A 17,449-nucleotide genomic window follows, 5' to 3' on the forward strand; every position below is an offset into this window, starting at 1 on the left:
ATGGGTGACTTCACTTGCAAGAACTAGGTTAAGAACAGCTTATACTCGTTCGACTCACTGTGTCAGGTCTGGATGACAATCCATAGAGACAGACCTTTAGAAATTCTGTAAATCAAAAGAGTTTGCTGGTTCAGAGCCTCTCGGCTGTGGAACCTGGAAGGTTCCGCTACAGGTGTGAATAGTAGGAATGGTTATTTCACGGCTAACGCCTGAGGAAAGATAATTTAGTATCATGGCTTATGGAAGCAGATTGCTTCCGCTACAGGGTTATATTTTTTTCTACATTGAACATGTACATAAAATAAAAAGCTCCAAAAGAGATTCCGTCTGGAAGAAACTCGTAAAATTCAAACCTAAGGAGACCGGCTGCAAATCGCACTGTTTGAGCGAAGCGAGTTGCGAATTTGCAGGTCGACGTGGTTTAGAATTTTTGAGTTTCTGTAATCGGAATCGTCTTGGAGCTTTTATTTTTGTTATCGCTCATTTGCATATACTTGACCTTCGGAGGTTATACCCGTTCGACTCACTGCGTTCGCTCAGGGTGACTGCAGTTGCGATAGTTTATTATTTTATAAAATAATAAAAATTCCACGCTATACGTTCTACACCTAACTTGACGAACGCAGTGAGTCTTAGTAGGTGTGATGCAACCTGTTTCCCAAGAGGCGGAGCCGATTGGTTGAAACAGTCTGCTAATATCATTTAAAATTTAAATATTCCACAAAAAAATTTAATTTCCTCAATAAAAAAAGCGGCGGTGCCGCTTAAAAATTATCTTTATTTACTTTGCTTTTTACTTTTTCTTCCTTGCTTCTTCCTAACTTCTGTCATAAATTCTGATTCCTTCGTCTTGGCGTCGAGATACTTTCCTGGTTCGATTAAATATAATTCTTCCTTAGCCCTTGTAAGCGCCACATAGAAAAGTCTTCTTTCTTCTTCGTAGTCGTTGTAGATTCCTCTATCCAATCTTTCGATGGAGCGAGAACTTGGAAGTATTCCTGAAGTCAAGTCGATGATAAATACTCTGTCAAACTCCAGTCCCTTTGCGGAATGCATCGTTGAAAATGTAAGGCTCGATGTGGATTTTGTTGGTTCTCTTAGTAGTTCGTCAAGATATTTTAATCTTCCGATGAATTCTTCGTAGGAGTCCACGTTCTTTGCAATTTGCATTAGGGTATATGCAAATTCACGAGATTCTTCGATGTTTTGTCCCATTCTCTTGCAGGAATTTTTCATGTAATCGCTATAATTTAGTTCGTAGAGGATGAAGTGAATCTTTTGGTACATGGTCTTTTTCTTCAGAGATTTGAAATCCAAAATCAATTCATAAAAATTATCTTTGTAGTAGGAAGGAAGATCAGGATACTTGAGAAGCGCCTCCAAATAGTTGTCAGTCTGGATATTTTTTATATATTCCATCTGTCTTTTGCTGATGTAGCCTTTGATCTTGTAGTAAAAACTGTAGAAAATTTCGTAGTTAGATGGATCTATTGAAAAATCTATGATGTTTAAGATATCTCTAAATATAAAATTATTATAGAATCTCAGTTTCGTGTCCCGAATATTAAATGGAATATTATTTCTTTCAAAATATTCCACAAGACCTAGGACTTGTGCGTTGTTTCTATATAGCACCGCAGAAGATTTGTCGTCGAGTTTACTTTTTATAAATTTAAATTGGTCTATCCTCGTCGGAAGCTTCACCAGGTACACCGGCTCTCTTTCTACCAAGGTCGACTCAATAGTCTTGTCAAATCTCTCCCTGTTTCCTTCGATAAAAGTGTTTGCGCAGTCGATAATATGCCTTTGAGAACGGTAATTTCTCTGCATCTTGAAGATGGTTGGGTGGATTCTCTCCTCGAACTTTTTAACTTCTTCCACGCTTGCTCCACGAAATCCGTAGATGGCTTGGTCATCATCTAAAACGACGAAGAGATTGTTCTTAGGATGGGCGAGAAGCTCCATAATTCTAAATTGTGCAAAGGATGTGTCTTGACCTTCGTCCAGTTGATAGTACTTAAAGGTACTTCTCACTTTTTGTAGCACAAATTTATCGTTCAAGAGAATTTCGTAGGCTTTCGTAATCATATCGTCGAAGTCGATTAGATTCTTGGAAGCCTTGTAACTTTCGTAGCTATGAAAGATTTCTTTAAATCCACTGATCTCAGAACCACGATTATCAACGAGTTCCTCCGGAGAAATGCACATATTCTTTACGTAGGAAATATCTGATAGGAGTGATTCCAAAATTTCATCAGTAGGATTCTTTTTATTTATATTTCTATAAATATTTTTTAGAATCTCCTGCTTGCTCGGTCTTTTTCCTTCTAGAAGATTGTAATTTACTCCGCGAAGCCTCTTGTGATAGTTTAGAATCCTATAACAAAATGCGTGGATAGTTGAGAATTCTGCATCATTTTTGCCGAAGAGTTCAAAATATTTTCTCTTCATGTCAAGGCTCGATGCCTTTGAAAAGGTGATGGTCAAAATATTCTGTGGATCAACACCACTACTTATTAATTTGTTGGTTCTATGCATGAGCATAGTGGTCTTACCAGCTCCTGGAACTGCGAGGACCATCGCCGGTCCATCTCGAAATTCTGTCGCGAGGAGCTGTTCTTTCGATAAAACTCTTTCCATATGTATCCTTATCTGTAAAAGGGTATTAAAAAAGGAAGGTAAACCTTCCTATTAAAATGCTAGATTGCATTATTAAGTCTCTTTGTAAGTCTAGAAATTTTTCTTGCAGCTTCGTTTTTGTGAATTACATTTTTAACGGAAGCTTTTTTAAGTTTCTTATCTACATCTTTTAAGATTTCTCTAGCTTCATCGAAGTTTCCTTCAGCTAATGTCTTTTCAAATTTCTTTATAACTGTTTTGAATTCAGTTTTTCTAGCTTTGTTTCTTAGTCTATTTCTATTTCCAATTTCGATTCTTTTCTTTGCAGATTTAATATTTGCCACTTATTTCACCTCCATTAATTATTACGCTCTTAGTATTTTACCACGAGGGCAACGAGTTTGCAAGAGTTATTTCATGAAATCAAGCTCTACCTGATTAGAAATATCTCTGCCGTAATCGGTTAAAAATATCCGATTATTTTCCATGCGAATGGTTTTGTATTTTAAATTTTTTTCAATTTCTTCTTTGTAATATTTTTTTATGTCGATGCCAAATCTATTTTCTGCATCTTCTATATCCACACCATCATTAAGCCTAAGTCCCATAATCATGTATTCATGGAGCCTGTCAATATTTTTTAATCTTTCTCTAAATATTTGAGGAAGTCTACCTTCATCGATCATTTCAAAATAATCTTTAAAATTATCCGTATTTGTGTATCTGTATTCGCCAATGCTTGACGATGCAGATAGACCATAGCCTAAATATTCTTTTATTTTCCAGTATCTCAAATTATGCACCGATTCATATCCACTCTTTGCAAAATTTGAAATTTCATACTGATGGTATCCTAGGTTCTCAAGGCCTTCCACTACTCGATGATACATCTTTCTATCCAGTTCTTCATTAGGAAAGGTGTACCTTCCTTCTTCGTAAAACTTCTCCATTGGAGTTCCAGGTTCAATTATAAGACTATAATAGGAAATATGCTCTGGATTTAATTTTTCAATTTCTCTTAGAGAATCTTCAACGTCATCCATTTTCTGATCTGGAAGGGCAAGCATAAGATCCAGGTTTAGATTTTTAAATCCCACTTCTCTAATATTTTTAGCGGCAGAGAATGTGTCGCTATTTTTGTGAACCCTGCCGATTTTCTTTAAGATATCTTCGTTGAAGGATTGAACTCCCATGGAGATTCGATTAATTCCTAAGTCTTTGTAAACCTTTAATTTTTCTTTGGTAATCGAGTTAGGATTTGCCTCCAAGGTTATTTCAATATCTTCTGTCCAAGGATACTTCTTCAAAACATTAAAAATATCTTCTATATATTTTGAATCAACAAAAGAGGGGGTTCCTCCTCCTATAAATATGGAATTAATTTCATCTTTAGGAGGATTCATCCCCATCTCTTTAATTAAATATTTAAAATAATTTTCTATATTTTCTTCTGAAATGCAGCTGTAGGATGTGAAGTCACAGTAGTTGCATTTTTTTATACAGAAGGGAATGTGAATGTAGATTGATGTCATTTTTCTTCGTCGTATTTTAGTACTGTTAAGAATGCTTCTTGTGGCACTTCTACAGAACCGATGGATCTCATTCTCTTCTTACCTTCTTTTTGTTTTTCAAGAAGTTTTCTCTTTCTTGAAATATCTCCACCGTAGCACTTAGCAAGTACGTCTTTTCTAAGGGCTCTTATGGTTTCACGAGCGATGATCTTCGCGCCAATGGCAGCTTGGATTGGAATTGCAAATTGATGTCTTGGAATTACATCCGTTAGCTTTTCGCAAATTCTTCTGCCTCTTGCATAGGCTGTGTCCTTGTGAACGATCATTGAGAAGGCATCCACAAGTTCAGAATTTATAAGAATATCCATCTTCACAAGTTCTGAGCGTTTGTATCCGGTAAGTTCGTAGTCGTAGCTTGCGTATCCACGAGTTTTGGATTTAAGCGCATCGAAGAAGTCGTAGATAACTTCGTTAAGTGGAAGGTCGTAACTAATTAGAGTTCTAGTTTCTTCCAAGTACTGCATATCTATAAAGATTCCGCGCCTGTTTTGGCAAAGTTCCATAACTGCCCCCACATAATCTGTAGGAGTCATGATCTCTGCACGAACGATAGGTTCTTCCATAAATTCTATTTCAGTTGGATCAGGTAGGTTGGATGGATTTTGGATTTCAAATACTTTGTGATCCACAGTGTGTACCTTGTAGATAACTGAAGGTGCGGTGGTGATAATATTTAAATCAAATTCTCTTTCAAGTCTTTCTTGGATGATTTCCATGTGAAGAAGACCTAAGAATCCACATCTAAAACCAAATCCCAAAGCAACAGAAGTTTCTGCATCAAAGGATAGGGCAGCGTCGTTTACCTGTAATTTTTCCAAAGCTTCTCTAACTGCGGTGTATTCTTCTCCTTCACCAGGATAGATTCCGCAGAATACCATCGGTTGAACTTGTTTGTAACCAGGGAGAGCCTTCTCAGTAGGACGAGATTTTTCTGTAACAGTATCACCGACACGAGCTTCCTTCACTTCTTTTATAGAAGCGGTGAAGTATCCAACATCTCCTGCAGAAAGTTCACTTAGACTCATAAGTCCAGAAGTGGTTACACCGACTTCCACAACTTCAAAGGTTGCACCGTTTGACATCATTTGAATTTCCATGCCAGGTTTAATAACTCCGTCGAAAACTCTGATGTAACAGATAACTCCCTTGTAAGAGTCGTAGTAAGAGTCAAAGATTAGAGCCTTTAAAGGAGCCTTTGCATCTCCAGTTGGATGGGGCACAGCTTCAATAATTTTATCGAAGACAGCTTCCATTCCCACGCCAGTCTTAGCAGAGATAAGAGGAGCATCATGAGCATCGATTCCGATAATATCTTCTATTTCTTGCTTAACTTCTTCAGGTCTTGCAGCAGGTAGGTCAATCTTATTTATAATTGGCACGAGCTCCAAGTCTTGGTCGATGGCAAGGTACACATTGGCAAGGGTTTGCGCCTCCACACCTTGGGATGCATCCACCACCACAAGGGCACCTTCACAAGCTTGAAGTGACCTTGAAACTTCGTAGTTAAAATCCACGTGACCAGGAGTGTCGATTAAGTTTAAAAGATATTCCTGTCCGTCCTTAGCTTTATACACAAGCCTAACGGCTTTTAATTTAATTGTAATTCCACGTTCACGTTCAAGATCCATTGAATCTAGAACTTGGGAGTCCATCTCTCTTTCAGTAAGCATCCCAGTCATTTCAATCAGCCTATCGGCGAGGGTACTCTTACCGTGGTCAATATGGGCAATTATAGAAAAGTTACGAATATTTTTTTGTCTGTCCATTAATTCTCCTTATCTTTATAAACGATAGATGTGGCTGATTTGAAAGGGAAGAATCTATAAACTGCAAAGGAGTAGATATTCTTCTTGGTTATAGGGCCAAAAGCTCTCGAGTCCTCCGAGTTTAGACGATTGTCTCCCATTACAAAATATTCGCCATCACCTAGCACAAATTCATCATCTATATCTCCATTTAGATGGGCTGGAGTAAAATCTTTTACATAAGGCTCGTCAAGGAGCTTGCCATCTATGTAAACTTGTCCGTCTTTAATAGTTACAGTCTCACCAGGAAGACCGATAACTCTCTTTATAAATTTTCTTTTTTCTCCAGGAATTGGAGGTTTTATAACAACGATTGAATCTCTTTCTACCTCTTGAAACTTCTTGTAAGATAAGCAGAATAAAAGATCTTTGTGGTGAAGAGTATTTTCCATACTCGCACCATTAACCGATGCAATATTGAATACATAATTTCTAATAAGCAGTCCTAAAATAACTGCAATAACTATACTTTTAATAAGCGATATACTTTCTTTTGACATAGTTACCTCCTATAGACCTTTATTTTATCATAGTTATGCGGATTTAAAAAGATAGTTAATGAGGAATGGGGTAGAGAAGAATAAAAATAATTTTAAATTGGAAAATTTTTAATAGCATATTCAAAAAAATATTTTTCATTTGATAATTGTTTAAAAAATTTTAAATAAATACTAAATAGTTTTTAAAAACATATATATAATGGAAAGAAAAATAAAAATAGCTAAAAAAATTATAAAAAGCCTTTAAAAATAAATAAATTTTAAAATTAAGTGAAAATTATAAGTATTTTCTGTATTGCTATTGGAAACCTTGACATATAGTGTTATAATAATAAATTGCATAATAATAATTTAGAGTGGACTAGTAGGCTCTAAATTTAACGTTTATATACCAAAAGTAGGGGTGATTTGATGGTACATCCTGTTAAATACGGGAAACGCGAAAGAATGAGTTTTTCAAGGATTGAGGAGGTTTTAAGCTTACCTAACTTAATCGAAGTACAGACTAGCTCATATAAATGGCTTCTTGATGAAGGACTTAAAGAAGTTTTTGAAGATGTAAGTCCGATTGAAGACTACGCCGGCAATTTAATCTTGGAGTTTGTTGATTATAAACTTCACGAAGAACAAGCAAAGTACGATATAGATGAGTCAAAGGCGAGGGATACTAACTACGCTGCGCCACTTAAAGTGATGGTTAGACTTATCAACACAAAGACCGGAGAAGTCAAAGAACAAGAAGTGTTTATGGGAGATCTTCCTCTTATGACACCAACAGGCACATTTATTATAAATGGTGCGGAACGTGTAGTAGTTTCTCAGCTTGTTAGAAGCCCGGGTGCTTACTACAAACAAGAAACTGATAAGGTAGGTAGAAAACTTATTTCTGCTACTCTTATTCCAAACAGAGGAGCTTGGCTAGAATACGAAACAGACTCACAAAGCGTAATTAACGTTAGAATAGATAGAACTAGAAAGATACCAATTACAGTGCTTCTACGTGCAATTGGTTTAGAGTCAAATGAAGAAATTACAGAATTTTTAGGTGAATCAGAACTACTTCTTAGAACTTTTGAAAAAGATTTGACTACTAATAAAGAAGAAGCTCTTATAGAAATTTACAAAAAACTAAGACCTGGCGAACCACCTACTCTAGATTCTGCGCAAAGTCTCTTCGAAAATATGTTTTTCGATTACAAGAGATATGACCTTGCCCATGTAGGTAGATACAAGTTTAACAAGAAACTTTCTATCGCATCTAGAATAGAAGGTCAATTCGTTGCAGAAGATATTATCGATACGCTTACAGGAGAAATCCTAGCTAAAGCTGGAGATAAACTTACAAGAGAAGATGCTTTTAGAATAGAAAATGCAGGAGTTAATACGGTTACTGTTTTAATCAAGGCAATCCACGCTGGTGACGAAGATAGAAAAGTAATTGTACACGGAAACAACTTCTCAATTCCAAAGAATTATGATCTTCCTTTCGATTTAAAAGATCTAGGCTTTAAGGAAAAGATTTATCTTCCAGTATTTGAAGAAATATACAATGAATTTTCAAACGATGAAGAAGCTTTCAAGGCAGAACTTATAAAAAGAAAATTCGACCTTTCTCCAAAACATATTTTAGTAGATGATATGTTAGCTTCTGTTTCATATGAGTTCGGACTTTCACAAGGAGTTGGAACTACAGATGATATTGACCATCTAGGCAATAGAAGAATCAGATCAGTTGGAGAACTTCTGCAAAACCAATTTAGAATTGGTATTTCCAGAATGGAAAGAGTAATAAAAGAGAGAATGACTGTACAAGATGCGGATACTACAACACCACAATCTCTTATAAATATAAGACCAGTGACAGCTGCAATTAAAGAATTTTTCGGTTCATCACAGCTATCACAATTCATGGATCAAAACAATCCACTTTCTGAACTTACTCACAAGAGAAGACTTTCAGCTCTAGGACCTGGAGGACTATCTCGTGATAGAGCTGGTTTCGAAGTGCGTGACGTACACAACTCCCACTACGGAAGAATGTGTCCGATTGAGACCCCAGAAGGACCAAACATCGGTCTTATCACTTCTCTAACCACCTATGCGAGAATAAATGAATATGGATTCATAGAAGCTCCTTATAGAAAGGTAAAACTTGGAGAAGGAATCGTAACAGATGAAATTGAATATTTAACAGCAGACGTTGAATACGAACAAATCATTGCCCAATCAAACGAAATTTTGGATGAAGATGGAAAATTCGTAAACTCTAGAATCGTTGCAAGAGGACCAGAAGGTGTGGTTGACTTCTTCGATTCAGACAAGGTTACCTACATGGACGTAAGCCCTAAGCAAATAGTAGCTGTAGGTACTGCGATGATTCCATTCCTAGAAAACGACGACGCAAACCGTGCCCTAATGGGAGCCAACATGCAACGTCAAGCAGTGCCACTTCTAAAGACAGAAGCTCCTATTATAGGAACAGGAATAGAATACCGCGCAGCTAAAGACTCTGGGGTTGTAATCGTTGCAACAGATGACGGAGTAATTGAAAAAGTAGATTCAAAATCAATTACTCTTAAAAGAGATGAGGACGGCAAAGTAATAAACTTTAAACTTCACAAATTTGTAGGCGGAAACCAAGGCACCACCATCAACCAAAGACCTATCGTAAAAGAAGGTCAAAAGGTTAAGGCTGGAGAAGTAATAGCCGACGGACCATCTACAGATATGGGTGAAATGGCACTTGGTAAGAATATCCTAATCGCATTTATGAACTGGGAAGGATATAACTACGAAGACGCTATGCTAGTAAACAAAGATCTAGTTATAAACGATGTACTAACTTCACTTCATATAGAAGAATACGAATCTGAAGCTCGTGATACTAAACTAGGACCAGAAGAAATCACAAGGGACATTCCAAATGTCGGGGATGATATGCTTAAGGATCTAGATGAACGTGGAATCATAAGAGTTGGAGCGGAAGTTAAACCTGGAGACATCCTAGTAGGTAAAGTAACTCCTAAGGGAGAAGGGGACCAAAGTCCAGAAGAAAGACTACTGCGTGCAATCTTTGGAGAAAAATCTCGTGAAGTAAGAGATACATCTCTTAGACTTCCTCATGGGGAACAGGGAATTGTCGTAGATGTTAAGACATTTAGAAGATCTACAGGAGATGAACTTCAACCAGGAGTTCAAGAAATGGTAAGGGTATTTATCGCTACGAAGAGAAAAATCCAAGTAGGAGATAAGATGTGTGGTCGTCACGGCAACAAGGGTGTTATCTCAAGGGTAATGCCTGCAGAAGACATGCCATACATGCCTGATGGAACTCCAATCCAAATCGTTCTAAATCCACTAGGGGTACCTTCCCGTATGAACCTAGGACAAGTACTAGAAGTTCACTTGGGACTTGCAGCTAGAAAACTCGGTTGGAAAGTTGCAACACCAGTATTTGACGGAGCAAACGAACAAGATATTATAGATTCATTAGAAAAAGCTGGACTTCCAGCAGATGGGAAGATTCAACTAAGGGACGGAAGAACCGGAGAAGAATTCGACCATCCAGTAACAGTAGGAATAATGTACATGCTTAAACTTCACCACCTTGTAGATGAAAAGATTCACGCAAGAAGTACAGGACCTTATTCACTAGTAACTCAACAACCTCTAGGAGGTAAGGCTCAGTTCGGTGGACAAAGATTCGGGGAAATGGAAGTTTGGGCACTTGAAGCCTACGGCGCATCCTACACACTACAAGAAATGCTTACAGTTAAATCAGATGATATTGTAGGTCGTGTAAAGACTTATGAAGCAATCGTAAAAGGCGAAAATATTCAAAAGCCTGGCGTACCAGAAAGTTTCAAGGTTCTAATAAAAGAATTGGAAGCACTTGCATTAGAAATACAAGTATTAGACGAAGACAAGAACTTAGTCGACTTACAAGTAGATGAAGAAGATCTAGCAAGAATAGATCAAGGTGCAGCAGAAACAGAAGAAGATATTAAGGAACTTATAGAAGGAACTTCTCACCTTTCAAGAATTTCATCAAAAGAAATCGAAAATATGTCCATCGAAGAAGACGATGAGGATGACGATGATGAGCCATCATTCATAAAGGTCATAACCGGCGAAGATGCTGAAGATATGATGGATGATATGGACGATGACGACGATATGGAAGAGGAAGAATAGTTCTTTAAGAAAGGAGATTCATTTGAGTAGGCATGATTTATTCCACTCTATCAAAATAGGACTAGCAAGCCCTGAAAAAATCAGAGAATGGTCCTATGGCGAAGTGAAAAAACCAGAAACAATAAACTACAGAACATTGAAGCCTGAAAAAGAAGGTCTATTTTGTGAAAAAATATTTGGACCTACTAAGGATTGGGAATGTTCCTGTGGAAAATATAAAAGAATAAGATATAAAGGCGTAGTGTGCGAAAAATGTGGAGTTGAAGTAACAAAAGCCAAAGTTCGTCGTGAAAGAATGGGTCACATAGAACTAGCAGCACCAGTTTCACATATTTGGTACTTCAAAGGCATCCCTTCAAGAATGGGACTAGCCCTTGACATGAGCCCTAGAGCCTTAGAAAAAGTTCTATATTTCGCTTCATATATAGTTACAAAAGTAGAACCTGAATGTAACGCTGTTTTTGTAAAACAAATTCTACCAGAAGTCGAATATAGAGAACTAAAGAGCGAATACGGTGACCAATTCGAAGCAGGAATGGGAGCAGAAGCCGTAAAGAAACTTTTAAAACAGATAGATCTAGAAAAAGAATCTGAAATGTTAAAGGCGGAAATGGAAGGTGCAACAGGACAAAAGGCAATTAGAGTTTCTAGAAGACTTGAAGTAATAGAAGCCTTTATCCAATCAGGAAACAAACCAGAATGGATGATCCTAGATGCAATACCAGTAATCCCACCAGATCTAAGACCGATGGTACAACTAGACGGTGGTAGATTTGCAACTTCAGATTTAAACGATCTATACAGAAGAATAATAAATAGAAACAACAGACTAAAAAAACTACTCGATATAAATGCACCAGAAATAATAGTTAGAAATGAAAAGAGAATGCTACAAGAAGCGGTAGATGCTCTTATTGACAACGGAAGAAGGGGACGTCCAGTAACCGGACCAGGCAACAGACCTCTTAAATCTCTTTCTGAAATGTTAAAAGGAAAGCAAGGTAGATTTAGACAAAACCTACTAGGTAAGCGTGTCGACTACTCAGGTCGTTCAGTAATAGTAGTAGGACCAAATCTAAAATTCTATCAATGCGGTCTTCCAAAGAATATGGCGCTTGAATTATTTAAGCCATTTGTAATGAGAGAGCTTGTAGCAAAAGAATATGCTCACAATATAAAAGCAGCTAAGAGAAAAGTGGAAAGACAGACAGAAGAAGTTTGGGATGTGCTAGATGAAGTTATAAAAGACCATCCAGTACTACTAAACAGAGCGCCGACCCTCCACAGACTTGGTATCCAAGCATTTGAACCAGTGCTAGTAGAAGGAAAAGCAATCAAACTTCACCCGCTAGTATGTGCAGCATTCAACGCTGACTTCGACGGGGACCAAATGGCAGTCCATCTACCACTATCCATAGAAGCACAGACAGAAGCTAGACTTCTAATGCTATCTACAAACAATATTCTAGCTCTAAAAGATGGTAAACCAATCACAACACCTTCCCAAGATATGGTACTAGGTATGTACTATCTAACCCTTGACAGAAAAGATGAAGTCAAAGGAAACGGCATGGTTTTCAGAGATATTGATGAAATGATGCATGCATATGGAAGTGGATTTTTACACCTACAAGCAAAAGTAGGAGTTAGAAGATACAAAGACGAAGATGACAAGAGAGGAAAGATAGTTTACTCTTCAGTAGGAAGATTCTTAGTAAACGAATTTATCCCTCAAGATCTAGGATTTGTAAATAGAGAAGAAGATCCATACGGACTAGAAATAGACAGAGTAGTAGATAAAAAACTACTTGGAACCATAATCGAAAAAACTTACAAAATACATGGAAATATAGAAACAGCAGTCCTACTTGACCATTTCAAAGAAACTGGATACCACTATTCAACCATAGGAGCAATCTCAATCTCCATGGGCGACGTAGAAGTACCAGAAATAAAACCAGAAATCCTAAAGAAAGCCGATGAACAAGTAGAGATCTACGAAGATACATTTGCAATGGGATTAATATCTGATGAAGAAAGATATGAAAAAGTAATCGAAATTTGGAACAACGCAACAGACGAGCTAACCGACGAAGTAATGAGTGGATTCGACCCACTTAACAATATCTACATCATGGCGGACTCTGGAGCGAGAGGATCTAAGAACCAAATCAGACAGCTAGCAGGTATGCGTGGACTAATGGCATCACCATCAGGAAGAACTATCGAAGTACCGATTAAATCAAACTTCCGTGAAGGACTATCAGTGCTTGAGTTCTACATGTCAGCCCATGGTTCTAGAAAGGGACTTGCAGATACGGCTCTAAGAACAGCGGACTCAGGATACCTAACCAGAAGACTAGTAGACGTATCACAACAAGTAATAATAGAAAAAGAAGACTGCGGAACAGATGAATATATCGTAGCAAAAGCATTTACCGACGGAAAAGAACTAATAGAAAGTATAAAGGACAGAATCGAAGGTAGATACTCAGCAGAAGATATAGTAAATCCAGAAACAAAAGAAATAATCGTACCAAAGAATACAGAAATTACAGACGACGATGCAGAACTAATAGAAAAACTTGGAATAACAGAAGTTAAAGTTAGATCTGTACTTGGATGTAAATGTAAAAACGGAGTTTGCGCACACTGTTACGGAAGAAACTTGGCAACAGGAAGTCAAGTAGGAACAGGAGAAGCAGTCGGAGTAATAGCAGCACAATCCATTGGTGAACCGGGAACTCAGCTTACAATGAGAACATTCCACACAGGTGGAGTTGCAGCCGCAGCAGACATCACCCAAGGTCTTCCTAGAGTTGAAGAGCTTTTCGAAGCTAGAAAACCAAAGGGACTTGCAGTAATCACTGAGATAGATGGAACAGTAGAAATAAAAGAAGAAGATAAGAAACGAGAAATCGTAGTAACTTCAAAAGACGGAGAAGCAGCAACCTACAACATTGTCTACGGAGCAAGAATAAAAGTTAAAAACGGAGACTATGTAGAAAAGGGAGCAGAACTAACTCAAGGTTCAGTATACCCACAAGACCTACTAAAAGTTAAGGGAAGAGAAGGAGTAGAACAGTACATCATCAAAGAAGTACAAAGAGTATACAGACTTCAAGGGGTAGACATCAATGACAAACACATCGAAATAATAGTTCGTCAAATGATGGGCAAGACCAAGGTATTAGATGCAGGCTCAACAGAATTACTACCAGGCTCATTAGTAGATAACGTTGACTTCAAGAGAGCAAATGAATTAGCAAGAGAAGAAGGAAGACAAGAAGCAACAGGCGAAGTAGCACTACTAGGAATTACAAAAGCTTCCCTTGCAACAGAAAGTTTCTTATCAGCAGCATCATTCCAAGAAACCACAAGAGTTCTAACAGATGCAGCAATCAAAGGAAAAGAAGACCAACTACAAGGATTAAAAGAAAATATAATTATAGGACAATTAATCCCTGCAGGAACAGGAACAAGGATGAATTCCAAAGTACAACTAGGACTTTCAGAAAAGCTTAAAGAAAACTTTGAACTCCTTGAAAATACTGAAAAAGTCTCCAAAAATATGGTTGACTTAACAGAAATAGAATGATAAAATAGTTTAGTGTGAAAGACTACTCTTCCAGGGTAGTCTTTCCACTATGTAAAATAAAGAAGGAGGTGCAGAATGCCTACAATTAATCAGCTAGTTAGAAGCGGAAGAAAAAAGGTAGAACACAAATCTAAATCACCAGCACTAGGAGTAAACTACGACTCACTAAGAAAAGTTGAAACTAAAGCACAATCACCACAAAAACGTGGAGTATGCGTAGCGGTTAGAACAGTAACACCTAAGAAACCTAACTCAGCACTTAGAAAGGTAGCAAGAGTTCGTTTAACAAATGGATATGAAGTCATGGCTTATATACCAGGAATTGGACATAACTTGCAAGAACACTCCGTAGTTCTTATCAGAGGTGGAAGAGTAAAAGACCTTCCAGGGGTTAGATACCACATCGTAAGAGGTACACTAGATACAGCAGGAGTGGACACAAGAAGACAATCAAGATCAAAGTACGGTACAAAGAAGCCAAAAGCTAAATAATTTTAAAAATTGACTCATTATATAGATTGCTTAGGCAAGCGGATATACCGAGTACCGATGAATCAACTAATAATGGTTAAGGAGGGAAGTTATGCCAAGAAAAGGACATATACCAAAAAGAATTGTTATGGCTGATCCTAAGTACGATGACGTTGTAATAACAAAACTTATAAACAACGTAATGTTAGACGGAAAAAAGGGAACAGCACAAAAAATAGTATATACAGCACTTGACAAAGTAGCTGAAACAACAGGCGAAGAAGCAATAGAAGTATTCTACAAAGCTCTTAACAACGTAATGCCTGTATTAGAAGTAAAAGCAAGAAGAATTGGTGGAGCAACATACCAAGTACCTATGGAAGTTAGACCAGAAAGACGTCAAACACTAGGACTAAGATGGCTTGTAGGATTTGCTAGAAAACGTGGAGAAAGAACCATGGCTGACAGACTAGCAAAAGAAATCCTAGACGCATCTAATGGTTTAGGCGGCTCTGTAAAGAGAAAAGAAGAAATGCATAGAACAGCAGAAGCCAACAAGGCATTTGCTCACTACAGATGGTAAGGGGGAAATATGCCAAGAGAAATACCATTAAATAAAGTAAGAAATATAGGTATTATGGCTCACATCGACGCTGGTAAAACAACCACAACAGAACGTATCCTTTATTACACAGGTAAGATCCATAAAATTGGAGAAACCCATGAAGGTGCAGCACAAATGGACTGGATGGTGCAAGAACAAGAAAGAGGAATCACCATCACATCAGCTGCAACAACAGCAATGTGGAAAGGATACAGACTAAACATCATAGACACACCAGGACACGTAGACTTTACAGTAGAAGTAGAAAGATCACTACGTGTACTAGATAGTTCTGTAGCACTATTTGATGCAAAATCTGGAGTTGAGCCACAATCAGAAACAGTATGGAGACAAGCGGATAAATATAAAGTTCCTAGAATATGCCATATAAATAAGATGGACGTAACAGGAGCCGACTTTTATAGATCAATTGAAACCATAAAGAACAAACTACATGCAAATCCAGTTCCAATCCAAATCCCAATGGGAGCAGAAGAAAACTTCATTGGAATGATTGACCTTGTAGAAATGAAAGCTGAAATTTATAAGAACGAAGACGGAACTGAAATAGAAATAACAGATGTTCCAGACGAATATAAAGAAAAAGCTTTAGAATATAGAGATCAAATGATCGAAGCCGTATCAGAGTTCGACGAAGAACTAATGATGGCTTATCTTGAAGAAGAAGAAATCACAATAGAAATGATTAAAAGAGCAATCAGAAAGGGAACTATAGATGTAAAAATATTCCCAGTAACATGTGGATCTTCTTACAAGAACAAAGGAGTTCAATTACTACTAGACGCTATCGTTGATTACATGCCAGCGCCAACAGACATCCCTGCAATAGTAGGAACAAAACCAGGCACTGACGAAGAAGAAGATCGTCACGCATCAGATGACGAACCACTATCAGCACTAGCATTCAAAATAGTATCTGACCCATACGTAGGAAAACTAGCATACTTCAGAGTATACTCAGGATCTATAAAAGCAGGATCTTACGTACTAAACTCATCTAAGAACAAGAGAGAAAGAATAGGAAGAATCCTATTAATGCACGCTAACAAGAGAGAAGAAGTAGAAGAAGTATTCGCAGGAGAAATCGCTGCAGCAGTAGGACTAAAAGATACAGGAACAGGGGATACTCTATGTGATGAAAAGAGCCCAATCATTCTTGAAAACATGGAATTCCCAGAACCAGTAATCTCAGTAGCTATCGAACCAAAGACAAAAGCGTCACAAGATAAGATGGCACTAGCACTACAAAAGTTAGCAGAAGAAGACCCAACATTTAGAACCTACACAGATGAAGAAACAGGACAAACAATCATCGCAGGAATGGGAGAACTTCACTTAGATATAATCGTAGACAGACTACTAAGAGAATTCAAAGTAGAAGCAAATATAGGTAACCCACAAGTATCTTACAGAGAATCCATCACCATGCCAGCTGAAGGAGAAGGAAAATACGTACGTCAATCAGGTGGACGTGGACAATATGGTCACGCAAAGATACAAGTAGAACCACTAGAACCAGGTTCAGGTTTTGTATTTGAAAACAAAATCGTAGGGGGAGCAATACCTAAGGAATTCATAGGACCAACCCAACAAGGTATTGAAGAAGCACTTCAATCAGGGGTACTAGGCGGATATGAAGTACTAGATATAAAAGTAACCCTATACGACGGATCATTCCACGATGTCGACTCATCAGAAATGGCGTTCAAAATAGCAGGATCAATGGCACTAAGAGATGCACTAGCAAAAGGAAATCCAGTACTACTAGAACCAATGATGAAAGTAGAAATTACAACCCCAGAAGAATACATGGGAGACGTAATTGGAGATATCAACTCAAGACGTGGAAGAATGGAAGGAATGGAACTAGTAAACGGAGCACAAATAGTAACATGCTACGTACCACTAGCAGAAATGTTTGGATATGCTACATCACTAAGATCAAATACACAAGGAAGAGCAAACTATTCAATGCAATTCGACCACTATGAACAAGTACCTAAAAACATTGCTGATGAAGTAGTCGGCAAGAAAAAAGATAAATAAGGAGGATTAAAATGGCAAAA

At 37.6% G+C, this 17,449-nt stretch carries 10 protein-coding genes; 5 read left to right on the forward strand and 5 right to left on the reverse strand.

From position 1 onward, the window contains the following. Window positions 1-777 precede the first annotated feature (777 nt). The 5 genes from HMPREF9225_RS04250 to lepB form a co-directional block, all read right to left on the reverse strand. Window positions 778-2,640 (reverse strand): ATP-dependent helicase, encoded by a 1,863-nt coding sequence (locus HMPREF9225_RS04250; protein ID WP_008901711.1) that lies wholly within the window; start codon window positions 2,638-2,640, stop codon window positions 778-780. Window positions 2,641-2,699: 59 nt separating this feature from the next. After that, a complete protein-coding gene (rpsT, locus tag HMPREF9225_RS04255; protein WP_008901712.1) occupies window positions 2,700-2,963 on the reverse strand; it encodes a 30S ribosomal protein S20 in 264 nt (87 codons plus the stop codon). A gap of 66 nt (window positions 2,964-3,029) precedes the next feature. Beyond that, window positions 3,030-4,151, reverse strand: a complete 1,122-nt coding sequence (gene hemW, locus HMPREF9225_RS04260) for a radical SAM family heme chaperone HemW (protein ID WP_008901713.1) — start codon at window positions 4,149-4,151, stop codon at window positions 3,030-3,032. Then, window positions 4,148-5,956, reverse strand: coding sequence for a translation elongation factor 4 (gene lepA, locus HMPREF9225_RS04265; RefSeq protein WP_008901714.1), 1,809 nt, complete (start codon window positions 5,954-5,956; stop codon window positions 4,148-4,150). The genes hemW and lepA overlap by 4 nt, the downstream gene beginning before the upstream one ends. Then, on the reverse strand, window positions 5,956-6,495 hold the full coding sequence (lepB, locus tag HMPREF9225_RS04270; protein WP_008901715.1) for a signal peptidase I: 540 nt from the start codon (window positions 6,493-6,495) through the stop codon (window positions 5,956-5,958). Before lepB ends, lepA begins: the two co-directional genes overlap by 1 nt. A 411-nt stretch (window positions 6,496-6,906) precedes the next feature. Between lepB and rpoB the strand changes: the two genes are divergently transcribed. The 5 genes from rpoB (at window position 6,907) to fusA (ending at window position 17,429) form a co-directional block, all read left to right on the forward strand. Next, a complete protein-coding gene (gene rpoB, locus HMPREF9225_RS04275; protein WP_008901716.1) occupies window positions 6,907-10,689 on the forward strand; it encodes a DNA-directed RNA polymerase subunit beta in 3,783 nt (1,260 codons plus the stop codon). A gap of 22 nt (window positions 10,690-10,711) precedes the next feature. Next, on the forward strand, window positions 10,712-14,287 hold the full coding sequence (gene rpoC / locus HMPREF9225_RS04280) for a DNA-directed RNA polymerase subunit beta' (RefSeq protein ID WP_040551313.1): 3,576 nt from the start codon (window positions 10,712-10,714) through the stop codon (window positions 14,285-14,287). A 75-nt stretch (window positions 14,288-14,362) separates the two neighbouring features. Next, window positions 14,363-14,779: a 30S ribosomal protein S12 gene (gene rpsL / locus HMPREF9225_RS04285; RefSeq protein ID WP_008901718.1), complete on the forward strand. Its 417-nt coding sequence runs from the start codon at window positions 14,363-14,365 to the stop codon at window positions 14,777-14,779. A gap of 91 nt (window positions 14,780-14,870) precedes the next feature. After that, on the forward strand, window positions 14,871-15,341 hold the full coding sequence (rpsG, locus tag HMPREF9225_RS04290) for a 30S ribosomal protein S7 (RefSeq protein ID WP_008901719.1): 471 nt from the start codon (window positions 14,871-14,873) through the stop codon (window positions 15,339-15,341). 9 nt (window positions 15,342-15,350) lie between these two features. Further along, entirely contained in the window at window positions 15,351-17,429 is a 2,079-nt protein-coding gene (fusA, locus tag HMPREF9225_RS04295) for an elongation factor G (RefSeq protein WP_008901720.1), read from the forward strand. Window positions 17,430-17,449: the final 20 nt, after the last annotated feature.

The sequence above is a fragment of the Peptoniphilus duerdenii ATCC BAA-1640 genome, from assembly GCF_000146345.1.
Taxonomy (GTDB): Bacteria; Bacillota; Clostridia; order Tissierellales; family Peptoniphilaceae; genus Peptoniphilus_B; species Peptoniphilus_B duerdenii.

Bases quoted from the DNA above. Each gene is read 5' to 3' on its own strand.
- HMPREF9225_RS04250 (WP_008901711.1), bottom strand. From the start codon at position 2,640: ATGGAAAGAGTTTTATCGAAAGAACAGCTCCTCGCGACAGAATTTCGA.
- lepA (WP_008901714.1), bottom strand. From the start codon at position 5,956: ATGGACAGACAAAAAAATATTCGTAACTTTTCTATAATTGCCCATATT.
- fusA (WP_008901720.1), top strand. From the start codon at position 15,351: ATGCCAAGAGAAATACCATTAAATAAAGTAAGAAATATAGGTATTATG.
- rpoB (WP_008901716.1), top strand. From the start codon at position 6,907: ATGGTACATCCTGTTAAATACGGGAAACGCGAAAGAATGAGTTTTTCA.
- hemW (WP_008901713.1), bottom strand. From the start codon at position 4,151: ATGACATCAATCTACATTCACATTCCCTTCTGTATAAAAAAATGCAAC.
- rpsL (WP_008901718.1), top strand. From the start codon at position 14,363: ATGCCTACAATTAATCAGCTAGTTAGAAGCGGAAGAAAAAAGGTAGAA.
- rpsG (WP_008901719.1), top strand. From the start codon at position 14,871: ATGCCAAGAAAAGGACATATACCAAAAAGAATTGTTATGGCTGATCCT.
- lepB (WP_008901715.1), bottom strand. From the start codon at position 6,495: ATGTCAAAAGAAAGTATATCGCTTATTAAAAGTATAGTTATTGCAGTT.